A 26,009-nucleotide genomic window follows, 5' to 3' on the forward strand; every position below is an offset into this window, starting at 1 on the left:
GAGCCATCCACACAGGACATCCTGGAGGCTGGCTGCGGCCGAGTTGAGCCGGCTTCACACCGGCGGCTGCCGCCAAGGCGGAACATCAGTTTAGAAAGGTCTTCGATTCGGCTTGCCGATGGATAGAGAGATCGTCGCGTCGCATGCCATCCATCTGGACTTGTGTCATTCCGCCGTTCGCGAGGCGATGTGCCGCGCCGGTGCAGACAGCGGCGGCCGGTGCAGGCAGAGCTTGTCGAAAGGCGAAGTCGGCGGTCGCGAAGTCGATGATGGCCAAGAGAACGGGCGGGTGTAACCGGACCGAAGTACAGGTTCACTGTGCGGCTGCCGGCAACACGCGATCGGCGCGGATCGGATGCCGCCCTCTTAATTTATATGCCTCGGTTGAATGGACACCCCCTTTGGATGGTGACGCCTTCATGCTAGGCGTGCCTCATCATGAAGCCCGCAGGCCACATAGCGCTCTGGCTGGCGGCGGTGATCGTGACGATCGCCGCTGCGCTGATGCCGACCGGTGCGCGCGCCCATGGCTCTCACGCGCATGCTCCCGTCGCGCAGCCTGTGGCTGACGCTCCGCTGGAGCTGACCGGCCGATCCCTCGCGGCTGTTGCGTCCGAGCACGTGGTCCCGGCGCAGACGGCGGGCCTCTCCCGCCTCGCCTGCGCGTGTCCGGCCTGCGCGGCCTGCGGTCACGCCCCGTCCTCCTGCTGCGCTACAGGCCTCGCCCCCTCCCCCGTTCCGGTCCTCGCACCGCCGATGGTGCAGGCTCGTGCCACGGTCGGTGACGGGCCGCGCCTTTCGGGGATCTTGCCCGAGGCGCAGATCGAGCCTCCCAGACCCTTCGCCTGACGCCCGAACTCCGTCCGCTGCCCATGGGGGCGCCGGACGCTGTCGTTGCATCTCCGGCGAAGGTGTCGTTCGATATGTTCATCCATCCTGCGGCGGCGCTTCGGGCGCTGGCCGTCTGCGTCGCGCTGGCCGCCGCATCGCTCTCGGGCCACGATGTCCTGGCTCACGACGGGCACGATCACGGCGCCCCGCCGCCGGCTTCGCCGGTTCAGGCGGCGCCACGCGCGGAGGCGCGTTCATCCGAATTCGAGCTGGTTGCGGTGGCGGCGGAGGCGAAGCTCCGGCTCTATCTCGACCGGTTCGCCACCAACGCGCCCGTGCCCGCCGCCGGGATCGAGGTCGAGACGCCGGACGGCCCGGTGGTGGCCACCGCCATCGGTGACGGCGTCTACGAGATGCCGGCGCCCTGGCTGGCCCGGAGCCGCAGTCACGATCTGCTCGCGACCGTGACCGCCGACGGCGTCACGGATGTGCTGGACCTCGATCTGCACCTGCCCGCTCCCCTGCCCGCTCCCCCGCCCACTTCGGTCCTTCCCGCTTCATCGGAGGGGCCGGCCTGGCTCGCCAATGTCCGGCGGCACCTGACGCACCAGGGCCCGGTCGGCGCCGCCGCCGGCGGTTTCCTGCTGGGGCTGGCCGTCATCATGCTCCTGCGGGCACGCCGGGCTTTGCCGGCTTTCGCGGTGCTCGCCATCACCCTGACCCTGCTGGTCGGCGGTGCGGCCTTCGCCCATGAAGGGCACGGTCACGGCGCCGAGGCGGCGCCTCCGGTCCAGGGCGCTGCCCTGACGCGGCCGGCCGAACTGGGCCTGGAGCGAGCCCGGCGCCTGCCCGACGGTGCGGTGTTCGTGCCGAAATCGACGCAGCGCCTTCTCGCCCTCCGCACCGGTGTGACCGGACTGGCCGAACACCGCCGCACGGTGGAACTGCCTGGCCGCGTCATCGCCGATCCGAATGCCAGCGGCGTGGTGCAATCCTCCGTCGGCGGCCGGCTCGCCCCGCCGCCGGGCGGCTTCCCCAATCTCGGGGCGCGGGTTCGCAGGGGCGACGTGCTCGGCACCGTGACCCCGCCGGTCCAGGCCGTGGATCAATCCGACATGCGCCAGACGCAGGGAGACCTCGATCAGCAGATCGCCATCACCGGCCGCAAGGTCGCCCGCTACGAGCGACTCGCCGCGACCGGCGCCGTGGCGCAGACCGCCCTGGAGGATGCCCGTGCCGAACTCGCCGGCCTGAAGGATCGGCGCGCCGCCCTCGACACGATCCGCCGGGCGCCCGAGGAACTGGTCGCCCCCGTGGACGGCGTCATCGCCGAGCGGGCCGCGATCACCGGCCAGATGGCGGCGCCGGGCACCATGGTGTTCCGCATCGTCGATCCGGACAGGCTCTATGTCGAGGCCCTGAGCTTCGTCGGCCTCGACGCCGGGGCCGCCGCCACCGCGCGGCTGCCCGATGGACGCAGCCTGGCCCTGATCTATCGCGGCGCGGGCCTCGCCGACCGCAACCAGGCGGTGCCGGTCCAGTTCGCGATCACCGGCCCCGTCGAGTCCGTGCGGCTCGGCCAGTTCGTCACCGTGCTGGCGCCGACCGGCGAATCCGCCAACGGCCTCGCCCTGCCCCGCTCCGGCGTGGTTCGCGGCGAGGGCGGCACAGTGGTCTACGAGCATGTCTCGGCCGAGCGGTTCGAGCCGAGAATCGTGCGGGTCGAGCCGTTGGACGCGGAGCAGGTGCTGGTCGCGGGCGGCCTCGCCCCCGGCCGGCGCGTGGTCGTCCAGGGCGCCGAATTGCTCGATCAGGTTCGCTGAGGGGAGACGCGTCATGTTCGCCCTCCTCGTTCGCGCTGCCCTGCTCAACCGGGTGCTGGTGCTCGCGCTCTGCCTCGCCCTGGTGCTGGCGGGTGGGCTCGCGTTGACCCGCCTGCCGGTCGATGTGCTGCCCGATCTCAACCGCCCCACCGTCACGGTGATGACGGAGGCGGAGGGCTACGCCCCGCCGGAGGTCGAGCAACTCGTCACCTACCCCATCGAGACGCGGATGAACGGCCTGCCCGGCGTCACCCGTGTGCGCTCGGTCTCGGGCGCCGGGCTCTCCATCGTCACCGTGGAGTTCGGCTGGGACACCGACCTCTACCGCGACCGGCAATTCGTGGCGGAACGCCTCGCTCTGGTCCGTTCCGAGCTGCCGCAGGGCATCGCCCCGCAGATGGGCCCGGTCGCCTCGATCATGGGCGGTATCCTCCTCGTCGCGGTCACGGGCGAGGGCTTGAGCCCGATGCAGCTGCGCGAGACCGCCGACTTCACCCTCCGGCCCCGCCTGCTCGCCATTCCCGGTGTGGCGCAGGTGATCCCCATCGGCGGCGAGGTGCGCCAGTTCCGGGTCAGCCCCAACCCGGCGGCGATGCGGGCGCTCGGCGTCAGCAACGAGGCTCTGGCGAACGCGCTGTCCGGCTTCGGCACCAATGCCGGCGGCGGATTCGCCGATGCCAATGCCCGCGAGATCCTGATCCGCAATATCGGCCGCACCCTGAGCCTGGAGGATCTGCGCAACCTCGTGATCCCGACCGGCCCGCAGGGGGCGACCGCGGCGGCGGACCTGCCCGGCACGGGCAATCCGGCGGTCGAGGGCCGGGTCTACCTGCGCCAGATCGCCGAGGTCGCGTTCGCCGCGCGGCCGAAGCGCGGGGATGGCGGCTACCGCGGCGAGCCGGCGGTGATCCTCTCGGTCGAGAAGCAGCCCGGCGTCGATACGGTGCGGCTGACGCAGGCCGTCGAGGCGGCGCTGAAGGAGATCGCTCCCTCTCTGCCGAAGGGCATGGACGCGCAGAAGATCCTGTTCCGGCAGGCGGATTTCATCGAGACCTCGCTCGCCAATGTCGAGCGCGTGCTGATCGAGGCGGTCGCCGTGGTGGCGCTCGTGCTGTTCGCCTTCCTGATGAACCTGCGCACGACACTGATCTCGCTCACGGCGATCCCCGTCTCGATCCTCGCCACGGCCCTGGTATTCTGGCTGCTGGGCTTCTCGATCAACACCATGACGCTCGGCGGACTCGCCATCGCCATCGGCGAACTGGTCGACGACGCCGTCGTCGATGTCGAGAACATCTTCCGCCGCCTTCGCGAGAATCGGGCGGAGGGCTCGCCCCGCAGCGTCTTCGACGTGGTGGTGGCCGCCTCCAGCGAGGTGCGTTCGGGCATCGTCTACGCCACCGCCATCATCGTGCTGGTCTTCGTGCCGCTCTTCGCCCTCTCCGGCATCGAGGGTCGGCTGTTCGCGCCTTTGGGGCAGGCCTACATCGTCGCGATCCTGGCGAGCCTGCTCGTTTCCGTGACGCTGACGCCGGTGCTCGCCTCTTACCTCCTGCCCGGCATGGCCTCCCTCGCCGAGCGCGAACCGGCCCTGGTGCGCAGGCTCAAGGCCGGCAATGCGGCGCTGCTCAGGCACGCCCTCGCCCATCCGCGGATGCTAGTCTCCTGCGTCGCCCTCTGCGTGGTCGGAGCCGGCATCGCCGCCGTGCATCTGCCCCGGGCGTTCCTGCCGGCCTTCAACGAGGGCTCGCTCACCATCAACGTCACCTTCCGTCCCGGGATCTCGCTCGCCGAGAGCAGCCGGGTTGGCGCCATCGCCGAGCGGCTGATCCTCGACATGCCCGAGGTCGCCACGGTCGGGCGCCGCACGGGCCGGGCCGAACTCGACGAGCATGCCGAGGGCGTCCATTCCTCCGACCTCGAAGTGCGCCTGAAGGCCGGCCGTCCGCGCGAGACCGTGATCGCCGAGATCCGGGAGCGTCTGGCGGTCCTGCCGGTGGCGGTGAATGTCGGCCAGCCGATCTCGCACCGGCTCGACCACATGCTGTCGGGCGTCCGCGCCGAGATCGCGCTCAAGCTCGTCGGCGACGATCTCGATGCCCTGCGCATCGCGGCGGAGGGTCTGCGCGAGGCCATCGCCCGCGAGGTGCCCGGCGTCACCGACCTCCAGGTCGAGCGGCAGGTGCGTATCCCGCAGCTCGACATCCGGGTCGATCACGGCCGGGCCGCGCTCTACGGCGTCTCGCCCTCCAACGTGGTCGAGACCATCGCCCGGCTCGCCAATGGGCGCACCCTCTCGACCATCGCCGACGGGCCGCGCCGCTTCGACGTGGTGCTGCGCCTGCCCGAGGCCCGGCGCAGCCCCCAGGCGCTCGGTGACCTGTTGATCGAGACGCCGTCGGGCTGGGTGCCGGCCCGCGAGATCGCCGATATCCGCGAGACGGACGGGCCGAACCAGATCCTGCGCGAGAACGGGCGGCGGCGCATCGTGGTCCAGGCCAATTCCGACGGCCGTACCGACATGGCCGCCATCGTCGGCGGCATCCGCCGCGTCCTCGACGGCACCCGGCTGCCGGAGGGAGTCTCGGCCCGGATCGAGGGCACCTACGAGGCGCAGGGCGAGGCCGCGCGGACCATCGGCCTGCTCAGCCTCGTCTCCCTCGCCCTCGTCTTCGCCCTGCTGCACGGGCGCTACCGCTCGGTGCCCCTGGCGCTCATCGTGATGGGCAACGTGCCCCTGGCACTGGTCGGCAGCGTCGCCGCCCTCTGGATCGCCGCCCTGCCCCTGTCGGTGGCGTCGATGATCGGCTTCGTGACCCTGACCGGCATCGTCGCCCGAAACGGCATCCTCAAGATCAGCCACATGCTGAATCTGAGCCGTGACGAGGGGCTGCCCCTCGGTCCCGCCCTCGTGACCCGGGCCAGCCTGGAGCGGATGACCCCGGTGCTGATGACGGCGCTTTCGGCCGGCATCGCCCTGGTGCCGCTCCTCACCGACGGCTCGGCGCCCGGCAAGGAGATCCTGCATCCGGTGGCGGTCACGATCTTCGGCGGATTGATGAGCGCGACGCTGCTCGACGCGCTCCTGACCCCGGTGCTGGTGCTGATGGTCGGGCGCAGGGCCTTCGCCCGGCTGCACGCGCCCCCTTCCGCCGACAGCCTGCACGCCCCGGCGCGCGAGGCTTTCTGATCCCTTTTCCTGTGAGGAGACCATCGACGATGCGCGCGAAACCACGCGGCTTCCTCCTGGCGCTGGCCCTGCTCGCCACGCCCGCGAGCGCCGGTCCGGCTCACGATCACGACCACGCGCCCGGCCCACATGGCGGGCGCGTCGAGGATGCCGGAGCTTGGCACGCCGAACTCGTCACCAGGGGCGATGCGGTCTCCGTCTATCTCAGCGACGGCGGCGGCAAGGCGCTGCCGGTCGAGGGCTTCAAGGCGGTCGCGATCCTGAAGGCCGGCTCCAAGGCCGTCCGCATCCCGCTCGTGCCCGAAGGCGGCCGGCTCGCCGGCCGGGCCGACGCGCCCCTCGGCGACCAACCCGCCGGGGCTTTGCGCATCACCGCCCCCGATGGCGCCACCGCCAGCGCCCGTTTCGACTGATTTTTCCTCCAGACTAAAGAGAACACCACGATGAAGCGCATCGCCCTCGCCGCCCTTCTCATCCTGGCCGGTCCGGCACTCGCCGAGGACGGACACCATCATCATCACGGCGCATCGGACGCGAAGGGGGCCGTAGCCGACACGCCTGCGACGCGGGCGTTTCGCGACGCGGATGCCCGGATGCATCGCGAGATGGACATCCGCTACACCAACGATGTCGATGTCGATTTCGTGCGCGGAATGATCCCGCATCACCGCGGCGCCATCGCCATGGCCAGGATCGCCCTCGAACATTCGAAGGATCCCGAGATCCGCAAGCTCGCCGAGGACATCGTCAAGGCGCAGGATACCGAGATCGCGCAGATGGAGGCCTTCCTGAAGCGGAAGGAGGCCGCCAAGGGGCAGTGAGAGCGGGCTTGGCCGATCAGGCGGATCGAACTGAATTCCGCCCTGCAAGCGGTGCGAGGCGCTGGGGTTTGCTCCGTTCAATGAGTGTCACGCTCAAGATGCGTTGGCGGACCGCGCACCGTCGATACCCGTCATTCCGGGGGCCGAAGGCGAACCCGGAATCTGGCGCCCCGCTTCGAGGCGGACCATGCTCGACCGAAGCAGCGGGTCCACCACGGCGGGGACCTTCACGAAACGGGGAGAAGCCGAAGAACTGGGCGAATTGCCCGCAATTGCCTCAGTGCACCGCACTGGTCACGTGAAACGGCCGGGCTAAATTGAAACGCTTCCAGACAGGATGCGGGCCCGGGAGCCTTCTCCGCATGAGCTTCAGTCTCACGCTCACCGTCAACGGTGAAACCCGTGCGATCGACCTCGACGATCCGCGCGTCACCATTCTCGATCTCTTGCGCGAACGGCTTCACCTCACCGGCTCGAAGAAGGGCTGCGATCGGGGCCAGTGCGGTGCCTGCACGGTGCTGGTGAACGGGCGGCGGGTGAATTCCTGCCTCGCCCTGGCCGTGAGCCTCGACGGCGCCGACGTGCTGACCATCGAGGGTTTGGCACGGGGCGACGCGCTGCATCCGGTGCAGGCCGCCTTCATCGACCATGACGGTTTTCAATGCGGCTTCTGCACGCCGGGCCAGATCATGAGCGCTGTCGGGCTGATCCGCGAGGGACAGGCCGGCGACGATCCCGAGCGGGTGCGGGAGGGCATGAGCGGCAATCTCTGCCGCTGCGGCGCCTATATCGGCATCACCCAGGCCGTGCTCGAGGCCCAGGCCCGCCTCGCCTCCGAACAGGGAGAGGCTGCGTGAACCGCTTCGATTACGTCCGCGCCGGATCGGTGGCCGAGGCCGTCGCGGCGGCCGCCGAGCCGGGCGCCGCCTATCTCGCCGCCGGCACCAACCTGCTCGACCTGATGAAGGGCGGGATCACCCGCCCGACGCGCCTCGTGGACGTGACGCATCTGCCCGGGCTCGACCGGATCGAGGCTTTGCCCGGCGGGGGGCATCGCGTCGGCGCGCTCGTGCGCAACAGCGACCTCGCCTACGACGCGGAATTCGCCCGCGCCTACCCGGCCGTAGCCGAGGCGCTTCTGTCGGGGGCTTCGGCGCAGTTGCGCAACGCCGCGACGCTCGCCGGCAACCTGATGCAGCGGACCCGCTGCCCCTATTTTTACGATCCGGCGAGCGCCTGCAACAAGCGCGATCCCGGCGCCGGCTGCGACGCGCGGGGCGGTGAAACCCGCCTCCACGCCGTGCTCGGCTGGAGCGAGCGATGCATCGCCACCCACCCGTCCGATCTCTGCGTGCCGCTGGTGGCCCTCGATGCCGTGGTCGAGATCGCGGGGAAGGCCGGCACCCGCGAGGTGGCGCTTGAGGCCTTCCACCGCCTGCCCGGCGACGCGCCGGAGCGGGAGACGGTGCTGGAGCCGGGGGAAATGATCGTCTCCCTCCGCCTTCCGCAAGACGCCGCCGCCTTCGCCGGCCATTCACGCTACCTCAAGATCCGCGACCGCACCTCCTACGCCTTCGCGGTGGTTTCGGCCTCTGCTGCGCTGCGCCTTGAGGGCGGGCGGATCGGCGCGGCGCGGCTGGCGCTCGGCGGTGTCGCCCTCAAGCCCTGGCGCGCCCGCGCCGCCGAGGCGGTTCTGGCCGGCGCCGAGCCGGGCGAGGCGAGCTTCCGCGCGGCGGCCGATGCGGCTCTGGCCGAGGCCCGGCCCTCGGGCGACAACGCCTTCAAGATCGAGCTTGCCCGCCGCCTGATCGTGCGGACGCTCACCCTCGCCGCCGCCGGCACCCCGGAGCGCATGCTCGCCCTGCCGGCCTCCGCCTTCGCTGACGGGAGCGCGCTCCATGCCTGATATCGCCTACGAGCAGGCCCGGCACGGGTCGAGCATCGGCCAGCCGCTGACCCGCCGCGACGGAATCCTGAAGGTCACCGGCGCCGCGACCTACGCCGCCGACAACCGGCCGGAGGGCTTGCTCCACGCGGTGATGGCGGTGAGCCGCATCGCCCGGGGCCGCGTGACCCATCTCGACGTCGCGGCGGCGAAAGGTCATCCCGGTGTCGTCGCGGTGATGACCGGCGCCAATGCGCCGAAGCTCGCCCAGGACCCGGACGCGAAGGACAATCCCTTCATGTTCCGGCTCGATCTGCTGCAGAGCGATCAGGTCCGCTACGCGCATCAGCCGATCGCGGTGGTGATCGCCGAGACCCTGGAGGCCGCGACCGAGGGGGCCGAGCTGCTGGCCCCGCGCTACGCGGTCGAGCCCGCCCGGATCGGCCTCGACGTCGAAGCGCCGCAGGAGCCGGAGGCGGTCGGAGCCGGCGACAAGACGCGCGCCTCCCGCGGCGATGTCGAGGCCGGGCTGGCCGAGGCCGAGCGGCGCATCGAGACGGTCTACGAGACGGCGGCGCAATATCACAACCCCCTCGAACCACATGCCGTCGTCGCGCAATGGGACGGCGACCGGCTGATCGTCGATACGCCCAGCCAAGCCCTGGCCACGGCCCAGATGCGGCTCGCGGCCCTGTTCGGCCTCGATCCGAAGAACGTCCTCGTGCGCTCGCCCTTCCTCGGCGGCGGCTTCGGCTCGAAGGGCTTTCTATTCGGCCCGCAGGTGCTCGGGGTGATGGCGGCCAAGCTCGTCGGCCGTCCGGTCAAGCTGGTGCTGCGCCGGGAGCAGATGTTCGGTCCCGTGGGGCACCGGGCCGAGACCCGCCAGACCCTGCGCCTCGGGACCGACGCCTCCGGGGCGCTCACCGCCCTCGACCATCACACCCTGACCGCGACGAGCAGCTTCGACGATTTCTACGAGCCGGCCAGCGCCCTCTCCCGCTACCTCTACGCGGCGCCCGCCGTCTCGACCGGCCATTCGGGCGTGCGGGTCGATACCGGGACGCCGCTGTTCATGCGGGCGCCGGGGGAAGCCTCGGGCAGCGTCGCGCTCGAAGGCGCCATCGACGAGATGGCGGAGGCCTGCGGCCTCGACCCGCTGGACTTCCGCCTGAAGAACTACGCCGAGGCCGAGCCTATCTCCGGCCGGCCCTTCTCCTCCAAGGCCTTGCGGGAGTGCTACGCGCAGGGCGCGGCCCGGTTCGGCTGGGACAAGCGGGCGAAGGCGCCGCGCTCCATGCGCGATTCCGCCGGGCGGCTGGTCGGCTACGGGGTCGGCACCGCCCTGTTCCCGGCCCTGATGATGCAGGCCGAGGCGCGGGCCGAGATCCGCGCCGACGGCACCGGCACGGTCGCGCTCGGCGCCCACGACATGGGCCAGGGCGCCTGGACCGCCCTGGCCCAGATCGCCGCCGACGGGCTCGGGATCGATCTCGATCGACTCGATTTCCAGAGCGGCCGCTCCGACCTGCCCAATGCCGGCATCGCCGGAGGCTCGGCCCATACCGCCACCGCCGGTTCGGCGATCCATTCCGCCACCAGTGCCGTGCTGGCGCAGCTCGCCGAGCTTGCCACCGGTGACGAGCGCTCGCCGCTCTACGGCGCGGGCAATGCCGGCGTGTTCGCCAGGGGCGGCCGATTGCTGCGCCGGGATGACGAGGGCCGTGGCGAATCGTTCGCCGATATTCTCGCACGCGCGGGCCGCGCCTCGGTCTCGGCCGAGGGCAAGGCCGCGCCGGATCCGGCCTCGCGCGAGGCCTATGCCATGCACGCCCATGGCGCCGTCTTCGCCGAGGTCAGCGTCGATCCCGATTTCGGTCAGATCCGGGTGACACGGCTCGTCGGCGCCTTCGCCGCCGGACGGATCGTCAATCCGCGTCTCGTGACCAGCCAGTATTACGGCGGCATGATCTGGGGTGTGTCCTTCGCCCTGCACGAGACCGCCGTGCTCGATCCCCGCTCGGGCCGGGTCATGAACGCCAATCTCGGCGAGTACCATGTGCCGGTGAATGCCGACGTGCCCGCCATCGAAGCGATTCTGGTCGAGGAGCACGACCCGCACGTGAATCCCCTCGGAATCAAGGGCGTGGGCGAGATCGGCATCACCGGCACGGCGGGCGCCATTGCCAACGCCGTCTATCACGCCACCGGCATCCGCGTGCGCAAGACGCCGATCACGCTGGACCGGCTGTTGGGGTGAGACTCGCCGCGAGGCGCGTCTCTGATTCGCTCCTCTTGTGAGCGGCCGCGCAGCAACCTCGAAGGATCCTCCGGAAGCCGACCGGGACATCCGTCGAGACCCGCTTTGCGGCGCAGCTCAGGAGGCGGATCAGACTCGAAGAGCTGCGCTCAGCCGGTTCGGCCCGATGACGCCTGAGCGAGGTCGACGGATTCGAGCAGCGCCAGCGCCTCCGCCACCGACAGCCGCCGGATTTCCGCGCGGCCGAGATCGCCGAAGCGGCGTTCGACGTGGCGGGTGGGTCCGCCCCGCACCGCCAGCCCGAAATGCACGAGCCCCACCGGCTTGTCCGCGCTGCCGCCGCCCGGCCCGGCGATGCCGGTCACCGAGACGGCGACCTCCGCCCGGGACGCGGCGAGCGCACCGTCCGCCATGGCACGGGCGACCGGCTCGCTCACCGCGCCATGGCGCAGGATCACGTCCATCGGCACGCCGATGGCCTCGGCCTTGGCCTCGTTGGAATAGGTGACGAAACCGCGCTCCATCACCGCCGAGGAGCCGGGCACCGCCGTGAGCAGACCGGCGACCAAGCCGCCGGTGCAGGATTCGGCGGTCACGACACGCTGCTTCGCCGCCGCATAGGCCCGCACCAGTGCCTCGGCGCGGGCGAGCAGGGCGGCGTCCTCGATCACGAGCGGCGCTCGTTGGTCTCCGCTTCGGTCTCGATCTCCGCCGGGATCTCCGGCAGGCGAACCGTGGCGGCGGCCTGGGCGGCCAGCCCCTCGGCCCGGCCGACGAAGCCGAGCTTCTCCGTCGTCGTCGCCTTGATCGAGACGGAGGAGAGCGGAACCCCGGCAACCTCGGCGATGCGGGCACGGATCGCGTCGCGATATTGGCCGATGCGCGGGGCTTCGGCCAGCACGGTCACGTCGAGATGGTCGATCCTACCGCCGCGCGCCCGCACCAGCTGGCAGGCATGGGCGAGGAACTGGTCGGAGGCGGCCCCGCGCCACTTCTCGTCGGAGGGCGGGAAATGGGTGCCGATATCGCCGTCGGCGATGGCGCCGAGCAGCGCATCGGTCAGCGCGTGCAGCGCCACGTCGCCGTCGGAATGGGCGAGCACGCCCCGGTCCGCCGGAATTTTCACGCCGCCGAGCCAGACATGGTCGCCCTCCGTGAAGGCGTGAACATCGAAGCCGGTGCCGAGGCGGGTCACGTAAGTGGTCATAGGGTCTTCAGATATCGCGGCCGCGGTTTCAGAGAAAGCCCGGCCGGAGAAAGCCCGATCCGCGTCGATCAGGTCCGCGGCCTGGGTGATCTTCCTGTTGCGGGCATCGCCTTCGAACACCACCACCGGCAATCCGGCCCATTCCGCCAGCGCCCCGTCATCGGTGAAGCCGTCGCGCCCCTCCGCCACCGCCTTGCGGTGGGCGTCGAGGAGCGGTCCGAAGCGGAAGCTCTGCGGGGTCTGCACCGCGCGCAGTTTCTCGCGGGCCGGCGTCTCGTGGACGCGGCCGATTCCCGGCGCGATCTCTTCCACGAGCTTGATGGTGTCGGAGACCGCCACGCCCGGCACGGCCGCGCCGTGCTCCGCCCCGGCGGACACGGCGCGGGCGATCAGCGCGTCGTCCACGAAGGGCCGCGCCGCGTCGTGGATCAGCACGAGATCCGGGTGGCCGGAGCGCGCCAGCCCTTCGAGCCCCGCCGCCACCGATTGCTGGCGGGTCGCACCGCCCGGCACCGGCTCCGCCAGCTTCTCACGATGGGCCGGGTCGAGATCGGCGAGGCATTCCCGGTAGAAATCCTGCGCGTCGGAGGCGATCACCGGTTGAATGCGCGCGATGCGGTCGGAGCCGGCCAAAGCCGCGAGTGTCCGCGTCAGCACGGCCCGGCCGCCGACGCGGCGATATTGCTTGGGCAAGTCGCCGCCGACGCGCAGGCCTTTGCCGGCGGCGACGACCACGGCGGCGACGACGGGATCCTGTGAGCCTCCCGGCTGCCGCGCGGCGGGGTCGGACATGCTGAGGCCTCGAACGACAGAGAATTGGGGACGCCGCGCTCTTATGCGGCGGATAGACTGAAGGCAAACGCAGTCGGCGCTTGCGTCCGGCCCGCGTTTGGCTATTTATTGTGCATAATGACAGATGATCATTATTTGAGCGCGCTGCGCTCCGGGGGTGAGGGAGGGCCGGTGCATCCGCCCGTCCTTCTGGCTCCGCTCTCGGGCGTCACCGACCTGCATATGCGCCGTCTCGCGCAGGGGCTCGGCGCCAGCGCCGTCGTCTCCGAAATGGTGGCGGCGGCCGAACTGGCGAAGGGTGACGCCGAATCGCGCGTCCGGGCCGAGGGCGCCGGGGTGAGTCCGCACATCGTCCAGCTCGCCGGCTGCGCACCGGAGCCGATGGCCGAGGCCGCCCGCATCGCCGTCGCCAACGGGGCGGATGCCATCGATATCAACATGGGCTGCCCGGCCAAGACCGTGACCGGCGGCGAATCCGGCTCCGCCTTGATGCGCGATCTCGATCATGCCGCCCGGCTGCTCGCCGCGGTGCGCGAGGCGGTCGAGGTCCCGGTGACGGTGAAGATGCGCCTCGGCTGGGACCATGCCAGCCTCAATGCGCCGGACCTCGCCCGGCGCGCCGAATCGCTCGGTCTCGACGGCGTCACCGTCCACGGCCGCACCCGGCAGCAATTCTACAAGGGCCGGGCCGATTGGTCGGCGATCCGATCCGTGGTGGAGGCGGTGAGTCTCCCCGTCATCGCCAACGGCGACATCGCGAGCCTGGAGGAGGCGCGCGCCTGCCTCGCCGCCTCGGGCGCGACCGGCGTGATGATCGGGCGCGCGGCGGTCGGCCGGCCCTGGCTCGTCGGCGCAATCGCCGCCGGGCTGGCCGGCAGAACCGTCATGCCACTCTCGCCCGAACGGCAAGCGGAGGTCGCGACCGCGCATTACGAGGGGCTGATCGCGCTCTACGGGGCGTCGATGGGCGTGCGCCACGCCCGCAAGCACCTCGCCGCCTATGCCGATGCGGCCGGCGGCCTCGGTGCCGACGACCGGCGCCGCCTCGTCACCACCACCGATCCGGCGGAGGCGCTGCGTCTCCTGCGCCGCGCTTTTCTCGAACCGGCCGGAGGGACGGATGCGCCCTTCGGCGAGGCGGCCTGATGCCCTTTTCTGACGAGCCTCTGCCCGAATCGCTGCCGGCGGCGGAAGCGGTGCTGAATTCCCTGCCGCTGCCGGTGCTCACCATCGGCCCAGACGAGCGGATCCTGCGGGTCAATCACGCCGCCGAGCTGTTCTTCGACGCGTCCGCCCGGCTGATGCTGCGCGGGCGGCTGCGCGACATCATCCCGTTCTCCTCGCCCATCATCGCCCTGGTGGCCGAGGTGCGGCGGCGGAGCTCCAGCGTCTCGGAATACCGTGTCGAGCTGGTCCAGCCGCGCTCGGGCCAGGAGCGCAGCGTCGACGTGTTCGCCACGCCCCTGCGGGACGAGGACGATTCGGTGGTGCTGATGCTCCAGGAGCGCACCATCGCCGACAAGATGAACCGCCAGCTCACCCATCGCGGCGCCGCCCGCTCGATGGTGGCCCTGGGCGCCATGCTCGCCCACGAGATCAAGAACCCGCTCGCCGGCATCCGCGGCGCGGCGCAGTTGCTCGAACAGGAGCGGGACGACGAGGACCGGGTGCTCACCCGCCTCATCTGCGACGAGTCCGATCGGATCGTGCGCATCGTCGAGCGGATGGAACTGTTCGGCGACGAGCGCCCGGTGGAGCGCGGCCCGGTCAACGTCCACGGCGTGCTCGATCAGGTGAAGCGCTCGGCGCAGTCGGGCTTCGCCCGTCACATCCGCTTCGTCGAGAATTACGATCCCTCGCTGCCGCCCGTCCTCGGCAACAGGGACCAGCTGATCCAGGTGATCCTGAACCTCGTCAAGAACGCTGCGGAGGCGATCGGCACGGATACGGTCGAGGGTGAGATCACCCTCTCCACCGCTTTCCGCACCGGCCTGCGCCTCCAGATCCCCGGCTCCCGCGAGCGCGTCAGCCTGCCCATCGAGGTGGCGGTGCGCGACAACGGCCCGGGCATCCCGCCCGACCTGCTGTCCGACCTGTTCGACCCTTTCGTCACGACCAAGGCGCAGGGTTCCGGCCTCGGACTTGCATTGGTTGCCAAGATCGTCGGCGATCATGGGGGCATCGTCGAATGCGATCCCGTTCCCCGCCGCACCGCCTTCCGGATCCTGCTTCCCATGTCGAGCGCCCGCGACGGGCGTGAATCGACTGCGGATCGTTGAGTCGAGAGTCATGCCCAACGGCCACATCATCGTCGCGGACGACGACGCTGCCATCCGCACCGTCCTCAACCAAGCTCTCTCCCGGGCCGGCTACGAGGTCCGCACCACCTCGAATTGCTCGACGCTCTGGCGCTGGGTCGCCCAGGGTGAGGGCGACCTCGTCATCACCGACGTGATGATGCCCGACGAGAACGTGTTCGACCTGCTGCCGCGCATCAAGCGGGTGCGGCCCGAGCTGCCGATCATCGTCATGAGCGCGCAGAACACGTTCATGACCGCGATCCGGGCCTCCGAGCGCGGCGCCTACGAGTATCTGCCCAAGCCCTTCGACCTGAAGGAGCTGACCGCCATCGTCGGCCGCGCCCTGTCACGCCCCCGTGGGACGCCGGCTCCCGGCGCCGGGCCGGAGAACGAGGACATTCCGCTGGTCGGCCGCTCGCCGGCCATGCAGGAGATCTACCGGGCGCTCGCCCGCCTGATGCCGACCGACCTCACCGTGATGATCACCGGCGAATCCGGCACCGGCAAGGAGCTGGTGGCCCGGGCGCTGCACGATTACGGCCGCCGCCGCACCGGGCCGTTCGTGCCGGTCAACATGGCGGCGATCCCGCGCGACCTGATCGAATCGGAGCTGTTCGGCCATGAGAAGGGCGCCTTCACCGGCGCGCTCTCCCGCTCCGCCGGCCGCTTCGAGCAGGCGGAGGGCGGCACGCTGTTCCTCGACGAGATCGGCGACATGCCGATGGAGGCCCAAACCCGCCTGCTGCGGGTGCTGCAGCAGGGCGAGTACACCACCGTCGGCGGGCGCGTGCCGATCAAGACCAACGTGCGGATCATCGCCGCGACCAACAAGGATCTGCGGGTCTCGATCCAGCAGGGCATCTTCCGCGAGGATCTGTTCTTCCGCCTGAACGTGGTGCCCCTGCGCCTGCCGGCCCTGCGCGAGCGTGCCGAGGACGTGCCGGACCTGATCCGCCACTTCTTCGTGCTGGTGGAGCGTGAGGGCCTGACCCGCAAGACCCTCGACGGCGACGCCATGGAGCGGCTCAAGCGCTACCGCTGGCCGGGCAACGTGCGCGAACTGGAGAATCTCGTCCGCCGGCTCGCCGCCCTCTACCCGCAGGAGACCATCACCGGCCCCGTCATCGAGGCGGAACTCGATACCCTGCCGCTGGCCCAGCCCGCCCCCGCCGGCAACGGCGCCGCGCGCAAGAACGGCGCGTCGGAGAGCGAAACCCTGTCCGGTGCGGTCGAGCGGCATCTGGCCGATTACTTCTCCGGTTATCGCGACACCCTGCCCCCGCCCGGCCTCTATCACCGGATCCTGCGCGAGATCGAAGGCCCGCTGATCGGCGCGGCGCTCGCCGCCACCCGCGGCAACCAGATCCGGGCGGCGGAGCTGCTGGGGGTCAACCGCAACACCCTGCGCAAGAAGGTGCGGGATCTCGACCTGCAGGTGTTCCGCACCTCGCGGTGAGGCGCTGAAGGGGGAGCCGGCGAGGCCGCGTGCGATCCCCCTCTGTTCTCCACGGCCGCGCTTCGCTAAAGGCGCGCCATGCTGCGCCTCCGTGAGTATCAGCGCGCCGCCCTGGAGGCGCTCGACCGGCATTGGGACCAGGGCGGCGGGCCCGGCCTCGTCGTGCTGCCGACCGGCGCCGGCAAGGCGCTCGTCATCGCCGCGCTGATCCGCGATTGGCTGGAGCGGGCGCCGGAGGCCCGCATCTGCGTGCTCACCCATGTCCGCGAGCTGGTGGTGCAGAACCACGGCGAGCTGCTGGCCTATTGGCCGGAGGCGCCCGCCGGCATCTTCTCCGCCGGTGTCGGGCGGCGGGAGGCCGGTGCGCAGGTGGTGTTCTGCTCGATTCAATCGGTGCGCGACCGCGCCGATTTGTTCGGGACCATCGACCTCATCGTCATCGACGAGGCCCATCTCGTGCCCCGCTCCGGCGAGACCGGCTACGGCCGCTTCCTCGCCGCCGCGCGGGCGGGCAACCCGGATCTCAAGGTCGCGGGCTTCACCGCCACCCCCTACCGCCTCGATTCCGGCCGGCTCGACGAGGGCGAGGGCCGGGTCTTCGCACGCATCGTCTACGAAGCGCTCGTCGGCGACCTGATCCATCAGGGCTATCTCGCCCCCCTGGTCTGCAAGGCCACCGCCCTCTCCCTCGACGTCACCGGGGTGCCGAAGCGCGGCGGCGACTACGTGCCCTCGGCGCTGGAGGCGGCGGTCAACCGCGCATGGATCACCCGCGCCGCCGTGGAGGAGATGGTGAGCTACGGCCGGGAGCGGCGGGCCTGGCTCGCCTTCTGCGCCGGCCTCGCCCACGCGGCCGCCATGCGCGATGCGATCCGCGCCGAGGGCGTGTCCTGCGAGACCGTCACCGGCGAGATGGGCAAGCGCGAGCGCGACCGGATCGTGCGCGATTTCCGGGCCGGCAAGATCCGCTGCCTCACCTCGGTCGGCGTGCTCTCCACTGGCTTCAATGTGCCTGAGGTCGATCTCATCGCCCTGTTGCGGCCGACTCAATCCGCCGGTCTCTACGTGCAGCAGGTCGGCCGGGCCCTGCGCCGGGCGCCGGGCAAGGCGGATGCGATCGTGCTCGACTATGCCGGGCTGGTGCGGATGCACGGGCCGGTCGATGCGGTCACGGCCCGCAGCGTCGCCCTCGGCCCCGCCGCGCCGGGAATCGCGCGCGCCAAGCCCTGCCCCGGCTGCGGCGCGCTGATCGCCCTCAATGCCAGCACCTGCGAGGCCTGCTGGGTCGAGCCGGAGACTGAGGACGAGGAGGCGCCCCATGCGGCGAGTGCCGAGGACGCGCTGCCGATCCTGTCCGAACCCGTCTCCCCCTGGCGGGAGTTGGCCTCCTGGCGGCTGGGACGCGGTCCCGGCGGCTCGGGGCCGGACCGTCTCGAGGTCGCGTTCCGGTGGCAGGGGGGCGGATGCCGCGTCGAGGTCTGCCTCGAACATTCCGGCCATGCCCGTGAGAAGGCGGTGCAGTGGTGGCGGGCCTTCGGCGGTGCCGAGCCGGTGCCGATGAGCATTGAGGCGGCCCTCGACCGGGCCGACGAGCTGGAGCGGCCGGACGCCGTGCGGGTCGAGGCCGCCGGCCGGCTCACGGAGAGCGTGACCGTGCGGTTTTCGGACGGCCGGCGGTTCCGCGACCTGCGCCGCTGGGGCAGTCTGGCGGCCTGATCGTTTCGACGCCTCGGACCGATTCGTATTAATTTCGCCACACTGTTGTGGCCCCGCATCAGCGATGCCGCTCCTGTCGCGACGCTCTCACGCCAAGCCGTCCGACGCCCCGTCCGAGGAGGACGGCGCGGCGGAAATCGCGCGCCGCTTCGACTCGCCCCCGCGCGGGCCGGGCTGGATCGGGGCGGCCGTGGTGGCGACGGCGCTGATCTCCGCTTCCATCACCTTCCTGATCTTGGTCGGCATCATCCAGATCACACGGACGCCGGCCACCGGCGTGACGCTGCTGGCGGTCAACGCCGTGCTGGTGCTCGCCCTCGTCGTGGTCATCGCCTGGGAGGCTCGGGTCTTCCTGCATGCCCGGCGCACCCATGCCTCGGTGGCGCGGCTCCACACCCGCATCGTCGGCCTGTTCAGCCTGATCGCGATCCTGCCGACCATCCTGCTCGCCATCGTCGCCTCCGTGACGATCGATGTCGGGCTCTCCCTCGGCTTCACCGGCCGGGTGCGGGACGTGGTGCTGAAATCGGTCGAGATCGCCGACGCTTATCAGGAGAACCAGTGTCAGGCGCTGGCCCGCGAAATCCGCATCCTGACCGACGACCTGACCCGCGCGCGGCCGAATTTCGACGTCAATCGCGAGTGGTTCGAGAGCTTCCTGACCATACGCGCCCAGGCGCTCGGGCTGCCGATCGCCAAGATCATGCGCGGGCCGAACGAGGTGGTGGCCCGGGCCAATATCGACGTGCTCAAGCAGACCCGCCTGCCCTCGGCCGCCGCCTTCGAGGACGCGGCGAAGTCGAGCGATCCGATCTGCCTTCTGCCCAACGAGGGCCGCGTCTTCGCCGCCCTGATGCGGATGCCGGCCTACGACAACGCCGTGCTGCTGGTGCAGCGCGAGGTCAGCCAGCTCGCCATCGATTTCCCCGGCGTCGCCCGCGCGGCGGCGGCGGAATACCTGACCTACGACGAATTGCGCCGCTACGTTCAGATCGCCTTCGCCTCGGTCTTCATCCTGATCGCGCTGATCACGCTGCTCTCGGCGGTCTGGTTCGGGCTCAACTTCGCCAACCGCTTCGTTGCGCCGATCCGCCGGCTGATCAACGCCGCCGACGAGGTGGCCGCCGGCAATTTCTACGCCCGCGTGCCGGCACGGAAGGCGGATGGCGACCTCGCGCATCTCGGCGAGAGCTTCAACACCATGACCCAGGAGCTGCGCCGGCAGCATGACGGCCTGCGCGCGGCCAGCGACCTGATCGACCGCCGCCGCCGGTTCACCGAGGCGGTGCTGTCGGGCGTCTCGCCCGGCGTGCTCGGCGTCGATGCCGACGGGGTCATCACCATCGCCAATCCGGGTGCGGAGCGCACCCTCGGCCTCACGGCGAAGGAGCTGGTTGGCCAGCCGCTGACGCAGGTCGTGCCCGAGATCGCCGCCCTGTTCCCCGAGGCGGAGGGGCGCCAGCGCGCCCTGCAGCAGCAGATCCAGCTGGTGCGCGGCGGTCGCGAGCGCACCATCGCCGTGCGGGTCACGAGCGAGCAGGCCCAGGGGGAGGCGCGCGGCTACGTGGTGACCCTCGACGACATCACCGACCTCGTCACGGCACAGCGCACCTCCGCCTGGGCGGATGTGGCCCGGCGCATCGCCCACGAGATCAAGAATCCGCTGACCCCGATTCAGCTCTCCGCCGAGCGCATCCGGCGCAAATACGGAAAAGTGATCACGGCCGACAAGGACGTGTTCGAGCAATGCACCGCCACGATCGTGCGGCAGGTCGACGAGATCAAGCGGATGGTGGACGAGTTCTCCTCCTTCGCCCGGATGCCGAAGCCCGCGATCACGCAGCAGGATCTGGCCGAGATCGCCCGCCAGAACCTGTTCATGCTCCGCATGGCCCACCCGGACATGGAGTTTCCGTTCGAGACGGAGGGCGCCGACGAGAAGGGACGTGTCGTTGCCGCCTTCGACGTGCGGCTCCTGTCCCAGGCGCTCACCAACATCCTCAAGAACGCCGTCGAGGCGGTCCAGGCCGTCCCCGAGGATGTGCTGACCGCCGATGGCGGCAAGGGCGAGGTGGCGCTGCGGCTCGTCGTCGAGGAGGCCTTCGTCGTGATCGAGGTCACCGACAATGGAAAAGGCTTCCCGGCGGAGGGGCGCCAGCGCCTGCTCGAACCCTATATGACGACCCGCGAGGGCGGGACCGGCCTCGGACTCGCCATCGTCTCCAAGGTGCTCGAAGAGCATGGCGGGGGCATCGAGCTGAACGACAACCCGAGGGGGCGCGGCGGACAGGTCCGCATGCGTCTGCCGCGGGAGGTCGGGGGCGGGCCGGAGGCCGGACAGAATTCCGAGCCCGGTGCCGGGCAGGAGCGGACACGCTCCGCCGCGCCGGACGCGCGTGACGGGACAACGATGGACAAGAACACGGAGGACGCCATGGAAGCGCGACGCGTCGCGGAGATGCAGCCATGAGCGCCGACATCCTGATCGTCGACGACGAGGCCGACATCCGCGATCTGGTCGCGGGCATCCTGGACGACGAGGGGCACCGCACCCGCACGGCGGCGGGCTCCGACGAGGCGCTGGCCGCGATCGAGGCGCGCCGGCCCCATCTCGTCTTCCTCGACATCTGGCTCCAGGGCTCGCGCCTGGACGGCCTTCAGGTGCTCGACCTGATCAAGGCCGGCCATCCCGACCTGCCGGTGGTGATGATCTCCGGCCACGGCAACATCGAGACCGCCGTGGCGGCGATCAAATCCGGCGCCTACGACTTCATCGAGAAGCCGTTCAAGGCCGACCGGCTGATCCTCGTCGCCGAGCGGGCGCTGGAAGCCTCGCGCCTCAAGCGCGAGGTGCGCGACCTCAAGGTCCGGTCGGGCCAGGCGAGCCGCATCGTCGGCGCCTCGGTGGCGATCAACCAGCTGCGCCAGACCATCGAGCGCGTGGCCCCGACCAATGCCCGGGTGATGATCTCCGGCGCGCCCGGCGCCGGCAAGGAACTCTCGGCGCGCACCCTGCACGGGGCCTCGGCACGGGCGAGCGGCCCCTTCGTCGTCATCAACGCGGCCACGATCACACCGGAGACGATGGAAGCCGAGCTGTTCGGCGTCGAGGGCGGCGAGGGCCGGGTGCGGCGCGTCGGCGCCCTGGAGGAAGCCCATGGCGGCTCCCTCTACATCGACGAAGTCGCCGACATGCCCAAGGAGACGCAGAGCCGAATCCTGCGGGTACTGGTCGATCAGAACTTCCAGCGCGTCGGCGGCACCGCCCGTGTCCACGTGGACGTGCGCATCATCTCCTCCTCCTCCCGCGATCTGACAGAGGAGATCGCCGCCGGACGCTTCCGCGAGGATCTGTTCCACCGCCTCTCGGTGGTGCCGATCCGCATTCCGTCGCTCGCCGAGCGGCGCGAGGACGTGCCGGAACTCATCACCTTCTTCATGGAGCAGATCTCGGCCGCCACCGGCCTGCCGCGGCGGCGCATCGCCGAGGACGCCATGGCGGTGCTGCAGTCGCACGACTGGCCCGGCAACGTGCGCCAGCTGCGCAACAACGTCGAACGGCTGATGATCCTGACCCAGAGCGATCCGGAGCAGGAGGTCACCTCCGAGATGCTGCCGACCGAGATCGGCGCCCTGGTGCCGACAACGCCGACCGGCGCGGGCGGAGAGAAGCTGATGAGCCTCGCCCTGCGCGAGGCGCGCGAGATCTTCGAGCGCGAATATCTCATCGCGCAGATCGCCCGTTTCTCGGGCAACATCTCCCGCACCGCCGAATTCATCGGCATGGAGCGCTCGGCCCTGCACCGGAAGCTGAAATCCCTCGGCATCGGTCCCTAACGGGAGACGATCGGGAAGCTCATCCCGTTTCGAGGGCTGTCGGGGAGAGCGGCGTCGCTGCGGAAGCGGTTGCAAGGGGTGGATATCGCCACAGGGTGGCGCAATCAGCCCCTTGCGTCGCGGCAAGCTTCGCCCTGTAATGCGATTTGGCTTGGGGAAGCGGTCTCGAAAGGTGCGGAGCGGCTGCACCCCGCGATGCCGCCACGGGAACCCGCGCTTCCGCGGTGCCGATGCTGAAACAAGGATAAGAAGAAATGGCGGGCGAGCGCGCTCAAAACCTCCAGGACACGTTCCTCAACCATGTCCGCAAGAACAAGATCCCGCTGACAATCTTCCTCGTCAACGGCGTCAAGCTTCAAGGTGTCGTGACTTGGTTCGATAATTTCTGCGTTCTGCTGCGCCGGGACGGGCATTCGCAATTGGTCTACAAGCACGCGATCTCGACGATCATGCCCGGCCATCCGGTCCAGCTGTTCGAGCCGGACGAGACTGCGCCCGACAAGGCGTAACGGCGCGCTTCGCCCTTCCGCGGGAACAGCTCCCGCCTCACGAAATAAAAACGACGGCTTGCCGCTTCGATTTCGGTCATTTGCGGAAGCCGGCGGATGCGAAATGGCGTCATCGTTCCCACATGAAGGAACGATGACACGGAGACGCCATGACTGAACTCCTTCCGCCCGGCGAAGCACGCTTGCAGGCGAAGGCCGCCCCCGAGGGCGAGATCGCCGCCGCGACCCGAACCCTGGTTCTCGGCCCCTATCTGACACGCACCGCCCAGCGCTTCGTTCCCGGACAGGCGGAGGCCGCCCGCTCCGACGAGGCGCGGCTCGACGAGGCGGTGGGGCTGGCGGCTGCCATCGATCTGGACGTGGCCCAGGCGATGTCGGTTCACATTCAGCGTCCGCGTCCCTCGACTTATCTCGGCAAGGGTCGCGTCGAGGAAGTGGCCGGGCTGATCCAGGCCGAGGAGATCGGCCTCGTGGTGATGGATTGCGCGCTCACGCCGGTTCAGCAGCGCAACCTCGAAAAGGCCTGGGGCGCGAAGGTCATCGACCGCACCGGCCTGATTCTGGAAATCTTCGGGCGGCGGGCCTCGACGCGGGAGGGCACGCTTCAGGTCGAGCATGCCCACCTCGCCTATCAACGCTCCCGGCTGGTCCGCTCCTGGACTCACCTTGAGCGTCAGCGCGGTGGCTTCGGCTTCCTCGGTGGACCCGGCGAGACCCAGATCGAGGCCGACCGGCGGATGATCCAAGAGCGCATGACCCGGATCGAGCGCGATCTCGACGCGGTCACGCGGACCCGCGGCCTGCACCGCAAGAGCCGGGCGCGGGTGCCCTACCCGATCGTCGCCCTGGTCGGTTACACGAACGCGGGCAAGTCGACCCTGTTCAACGCCCTCACCAAGGCCGAGGTGAAGGCGCAGGACATGCTCTTCGCCACCCTCGATCCGACCGCCCGCGCCACCAAGCTGCCGCATGGCGAGACGGTGATCCTGTCCGACACGGTGGGCTTCATCTCCGACTTGCCGACCTCGCTGATCGCCGCCTTCCGCGCCACGCTGGAGGATGTGATCGAGGCCGACATCCTGCTGCATGTGCGGGATGTCTCGCATGGCGACACCCAGGCTCAGGCCGAGGATGTCGAGGCGGTGCTGCGTGAACTCGGCATCAAGGCGGATGCCGACCGGATCATCGAGGTCTGGAACAAGGCCGACCTGCTGGATGAGGGGGAGCGCACCCGGCTGCTCAATCTCAGTGCCGCGCATCGAGGAACCGGACCGGCGCCGATCCTCGTCTCGGCCCTGACCGGCGAGGGGCTTCCCGCCCTGGCGGAGCGGATTGAATCGCAGGTGGCGCGGGCCCGCTCCACCTTCGCGGTGAGCCTGCCGCCGGAGGACGGCGCCGCCCTCAACTGGCTCTACGAGAATGCCGAGGTGCTCGACCGGCAGGCCGATTCCGGTGGGGTGATCGCCCTGACGATCCGCATCGCCCCGGAAAAGGAGCCCCGGTTCCTGAACCGGTTCGAGGCGGCCCGGCGCATCGGCGGCCCGCAGCAACCCGTCTCCGTCTGAGAGGGGGCCGGTGCCGCTCGACGCGGCACCGGCCCTTCCTCGTTGGCACCGGGTCTCCGTCAGTCCTTCGGGGCGGCGTGCGCGACGGCGGCGAGGCTGTGATGCAGCCCGCTGGCGCCGCCTCCGACGATCTCGACCCGGGCGCCGGTCTTGGCCCGCCGCGTCGCCCATTCCCGGAGCATCTCCAGGCAGGTGTGATCGACGTGGCGGAGATTCTCCGCCGCGAGCCGGACCGGCGTGCCCTCCGGGGTCCGTTCCAGCGCCTCGTTGAGATGCGGCAGTTGCAGGAAAGTGGCCGAGCCCGAGAGGCGCAGTTCCGGGACGGCCTCGATCGTTCCGCCCTGCACCGTCTTGGCGGCGCCGCCCTCGATCTTGAGCGGCCCCCGGACGAAATGCGGGATGACCTGAAGGAGACTGAGGACGAGCCCGGTCAGCACGCCGGTCAGGAGGTCGGTGGCGACCACCATCACCATGGTCGCGAGCCAGATCGCGGCGGTGGCAAGGCCGTAGCGCTCGTGCAGATGGAAGGCGTGGGCAGGGCTGACCAAGCGCCAGCCCGTCACCACCAGGATGCCGGCCAAAGCCGCCGTCGGAACCAGCTTCAATACCATCGGCAGGACCAGCAGGAAGGCCAGGATCCAGCTGCCGTGCAGGATCGTGGAGGCCCGCGACGCCGCGCCCGCCTGGACGTTGGCCGAGGAGCGGACGATGACGCCCGTCATCGGCAAGCCGCCCGCCAGGCCGCAGAGGATGTTGCCGACGCCCTGCGCGCCGAGCTCGCGATTGTACTGTGTGCGCGGGCCGTCATGCATCCGGTCCACCGCCGCTGCGGACAGCAGGCTCTCGGCGCTGGCGACGACCGCGAGGGTCAGGGCCATGATGATCATGGCCGGCTCGGTCAGGCGGCTCCAGTCGCCGGAGGCCGGGAGTGCGACGGCGGAGAGGATGTTCTCCGGCACCTCGACGCGCTTGACTGCCATGGCGCCGAGATCGGCGACGAGCGTGCCGGCCAGGACGCCGACGAGCGCGCCTGGGAGAAGCTTCAGCTTGACCGGCCGGATCCGCTCCCAGCCGATCATCGCCACGATGGTGACGATGCCGACGATGACCGCGCCGGGCCGGTTGCCGTTGGGGCCGGAGACGAAGTTGAAGAAGGCGGCCGGGATGGCGACGAGGTTGTCGAGGCCGTTGGCCTTCGGCAGCGCGTCGGTCAGCACATGGATCTGCGCCAGCACGATCAGGATGCCGATGCCCGCCAGCATGCCGTGCACGACGGCGGGGGAGATGGCCCGGAACCAGCCGCCGACCCGCAGGGCGCCGGCAAGAAGCTGGATCGCGCCGGCGGCGACGAGGACCGGCCCGAGGGCATCGATGCCGTGCTCGCGCACGAATTCGAAGACAATGACGGCAAGGCCTGCGGCCGGGCCGCTGACCTGGAGCGGTGAGCCGGCCAGGAAACCGACGACGATGCCGCCGATCACGCCGGTGATGAGGCCGCGCTCGGCGGGCACTCCCGAGGCGATGGCGATGCCCATGCAGAGCGGCATCGCCACGAGGAAGACGACGAAGGAGGCCGGGAGATCCCGGCCCAGGGTCGGCGGGATCAGCCGGGCGAAAATGGAGGACATGGCAAGATGCTACTCCGCTGAGACAGCGTGGAGGCCGGCGATGCCTGGCGCAGCCATCCCTGCTCCCGGCACCGGCGCGACGGGATCATCGGTGCGGCTCGCGACAAGATCGTTGGGGCCGGATCGGGTGATGTATTCGGACGAGTCGCGTGATGCGGCGCGGAGACCGACCTGGGCTCCGGGCCGCGGATG

At 70.3% G+C, this 26,009-nt stretch carries 19 protein-coding genes; 15 read left to right on the plus strand and 4 right to left on the minus strand.

The window, feature by feature from the left end; all coding sequences use genetic code 11:
* Nucleotides 1-85: 85 nt before the first annotated feature.
* A complete protein-coding gene (locus MZTS_RS02630; protein WP_192281199.1) occupies nucleotides 86-277 on the minus strand; it encodes a hypothetical protein in 192 nt (63 codons plus the stop codon).
* Nucleotides 278-923: 646 nt separating this feature from the next.
* Here MZTS_RS02630 and MZTS_RS02635 point away from each other — a divergent pair.
* The 7 genes from MZTS_RS02635 to MZTS_RS02665 all read left to right on the plus strand — a co-directional run bounded on the left by MZTS_RS02635 (nucleotide 924) and on the right by MZTS_RS02665 (nucleotide 10,807).
* Entirely contained in the window at nucleotides 924-2,654 is a 1,731-nt protein-coding gene (locus tag MZTS_RS02635) for an efflux RND transporter periplasmic adaptor subunit (protein WP_192281201.1), read from the plus strand.
* A 13-nt stretch (nucleotides 2,655-2,667) separates the two neighbouring features.
* Nucleotides 2,668-5,844 carry an efflux RND transporter permease subunit gene (locus MZTS_RS02640; RefSeq protein WP_192281204.1) on the plus strand — a complete coding sequence of 1,059 codons (3,177 nt, stop codon included), beginning with the start codon at nucleotides 2,668-2,670 and terminating at the stop codon, nucleotides 5,842-5,844.
* Nucleotides 5,845-5,873: 29 nt separating this feature from the next.
* Nucleotides 5,874-6,257, plus strand: a complete 384-nt coding sequence (locus tag MZTS_RS02645; RefSeq protein ID WP_009864867.1) for a hypothetical protein — start codon at nucleotides 5,874-5,876, stop codon at nucleotides 6,255-6,257.
* A gap of 30 nt (nucleotides 6,258-6,287) precedes the next feature.
* Nucleotides 6,288-6,665, plus strand: a complete 378-nt coding sequence (copM, locus tag MZTS_RS02650) for a CopM family metallochaperone (protein WP_009864866.1) — start codon at nucleotides 6,288-6,290, stop codon at nucleotides 6,663-6,665.
* Nucleotides 6,666-7,027: 362 nt separating this feature from the next.
* The gene (locus MZTS_RS02655) at nucleotides 7,028-7,522 is read left to right on the plus strand and encodes a (2Fe-2S)-binding protein (protein WP_009864419.1); all 495 of its coding nucleotides are present in this window, start codon (nucleotides 7,028-7,030) and stop codon (nucleotides 7,520-7,522) included.
* Nucleotides 7,519-8,571: an FAD binding domain-containing protein gene (locus MZTS_RS02660; protein ID WP_192281207.1), complete on the plus strand. Its 1,053-nt coding sequence runs from the start codon at nucleotides 7,519-7,521 to the stop codon at nucleotides 8,569-8,571. Before MZTS_RS02655 ends, MZTS_RS02660 begins: the two co-directional genes overlap by 4 nt.
* The gene (locus tag MZTS_RS02665; RefSeq protein WP_192281210.1) at nucleotides 8,564-10,807 is read left to right on the plus strand and encodes a xanthine dehydrogenase family protein molybdopterin-binding subunit; all 2,244 of its coding nucleotides are present in this window, start codon (nucleotides 8,564-8,566) and stop codon (nucleotides 10,805-10,807) included. The genes MZTS_RS02660 and MZTS_RS02665 overlap by 8 nt, the downstream gene beginning before the upstream one ends.
* A gap of 149 nt (nucleotides 10,808-10,956) precedes the next feature.
* Here MZTS_RS02665 and MZTS_RS02670 read toward each other — a convergent pair whose 3' ends face one another.
* A complete protein-coding gene (locus MZTS_RS02670) occupies nucleotides 10,957-11,478 on the minus strand; it encodes a nicotinamide-nucleotide amidohydrolase family protein (protein ID WP_192281213.1) in 522 nt (173 codons plus the stop codon).
* On the minus strand, nucleotides 11,475-12,806 hold the full coding sequence (locus tag MZTS_RS02675) for a bifunctional 2-C-methyl-D-erythritol 4-phosphate cytidylyltransferase/2-C-methyl-D-erythritol 2,4-cyclodiphosphate synthase (protein ID WP_192281216.1): 1,332 nt from the start codon (nucleotides 12,804-12,806) through the stop codon (nucleotides 11,475-11,477). Before MZTS_RS02675 ends, MZTS_RS02670 begins: the two co-directional genes overlap by 4 nt.
* A gap of 117 nt (nucleotides 12,807-12,923) precedes the next feature.
* Here MZTS_RS02675 and dusB point away from each other — a divergent pair, with 117 nt between their 5' ends.
* From dusB to hflX, 8 genes are all read left to right on the plus strand, one after another.
* Nucleotides 12,924-13,952, plus strand: a complete 1,029-nt coding sequence (dusB, locus tag MZTS_RS02680; protein WP_192281219.1) for a tRNA dihydrouridine synthase DusB — start codon at nucleotides 12,924-12,926, stop codon at nucleotides 13,950-13,952.
* A complete protein-coding gene (locus tag MZTS_RS02685; protein WP_192281222.1) occupies nucleotides 13,952-15,085 on the plus strand; it encodes a two-component system sensor histidine kinase NtrB in 1,134 nt (377 codons plus the stop codon). The genes dusB and MZTS_RS02685 overlap by 1 nt, the downstream gene beginning before the upstream one ends.
* 10 nt (nucleotides 15,086-15,095) lie before the next feature.
* The gene (gene ntrC, locus MZTS_RS02690; protein ID WP_192281225.1) at nucleotides 15,096-16,562 is read left to right on the plus strand and encodes a nitrogen regulation protein NR(I); all 1,467 of its coding nucleotides are present in this window, start codon (nucleotides 15,096-15,098) and stop codon (nucleotides 16,560-16,562) included.
* A 78-nt stretch (nucleotides 16,563-16,640) separates the two neighbouring features.
* A complete protein-coding gene (locus MZTS_RS02695; RefSeq protein ID WP_192281228.1) occupies nucleotides 16,641-18,278 on the plus strand; it encodes a DEAD/DEAH box helicase in 1,638 nt (545 codons plus the stop codon).
* Nucleotides 18,279-18,342: 64 nt separating this feature from the next.
* Complete coding sequence (locus MZTS_RS02700) at nucleotides 18,343-20,748, plus strand: sensor histidine kinase NtrY-like (RefSeq protein ID WP_192281231.1); 2,406 nt, start codon at nucleotides 18,343-18,345, stop codon at nucleotides 20,746-20,748.
* Nucleotides 20,745-22,115 (plus strand): nitrogen assimilation response regulator NtrX, encoded by a 1,371-nt coding sequence (ntrX, locus tag MZTS_RS02705; protein WP_192281233.1) that lies wholly within the window; start codon nucleotides 20,745-20,747, stop codon nucleotides 22,113-22,115. Before MZTS_RS02700 ends, ntrX begins: the two co-directional genes overlap by 4 nt.
* A 254-nt stretch (nucleotides 22,116-22,369) precedes the next feature.
* Nucleotides 22,370-22,624, plus strand: coding sequence for an RNA chaperone Hfq (gene hfq, locus MZTS_RS02710; protein WP_009866358.1), 255 nt, complete (start codon nucleotides 22,370-22,372; stop codon nucleotides 22,622-22,624).
* A gap of 149 nt (nucleotides 22,625-22,773) precedes the next feature.
* Nucleotides 22,774-24,189 carry a GTPase HflX gene (gene hflX, locus MZTS_RS02715; RefSeq protein ID WP_192281236.1) on the plus strand — a complete coding sequence of 472 codons (1,416 nt, stop codon included), beginning with the start codon at nucleotides 22,774-22,776 and terminating at the stop codon, nucleotides 24,187-24,189.
* A 59-nt stretch (nucleotides 24,190-24,248) separates the two neighbouring features.
* On the opposite strand, the gene MZTS_RS02720 is transcribed toward hflX, so the two are convergent.
* Nucleotides 24,249-25,817 carry a SulP family inorganic anion transporter gene (locus MZTS_RS02720; RefSeq protein WP_192281239.1) on the minus strand — a complete coding sequence of 523 codons (1,569 nt, stop codon included), beginning with the start codon at nucleotides 25,815-25,817 and terminating at the stop codon, nucleotides 24,249-24,251.
* Nucleotides 25,818-26,009: the final 192 nt, after the last annotated feature.

Source organism: Methylorubrum zatmanii (assembly GCF_014845115.1).
In the GTDB taxonomy this organism is placed as follows: Bacteria; Pseudomonadota; Alphaproteobacteria; order Rhizobiales; family Beijerinckiaceae; genus Methylobacterium; species Methylobacterium zatmanii.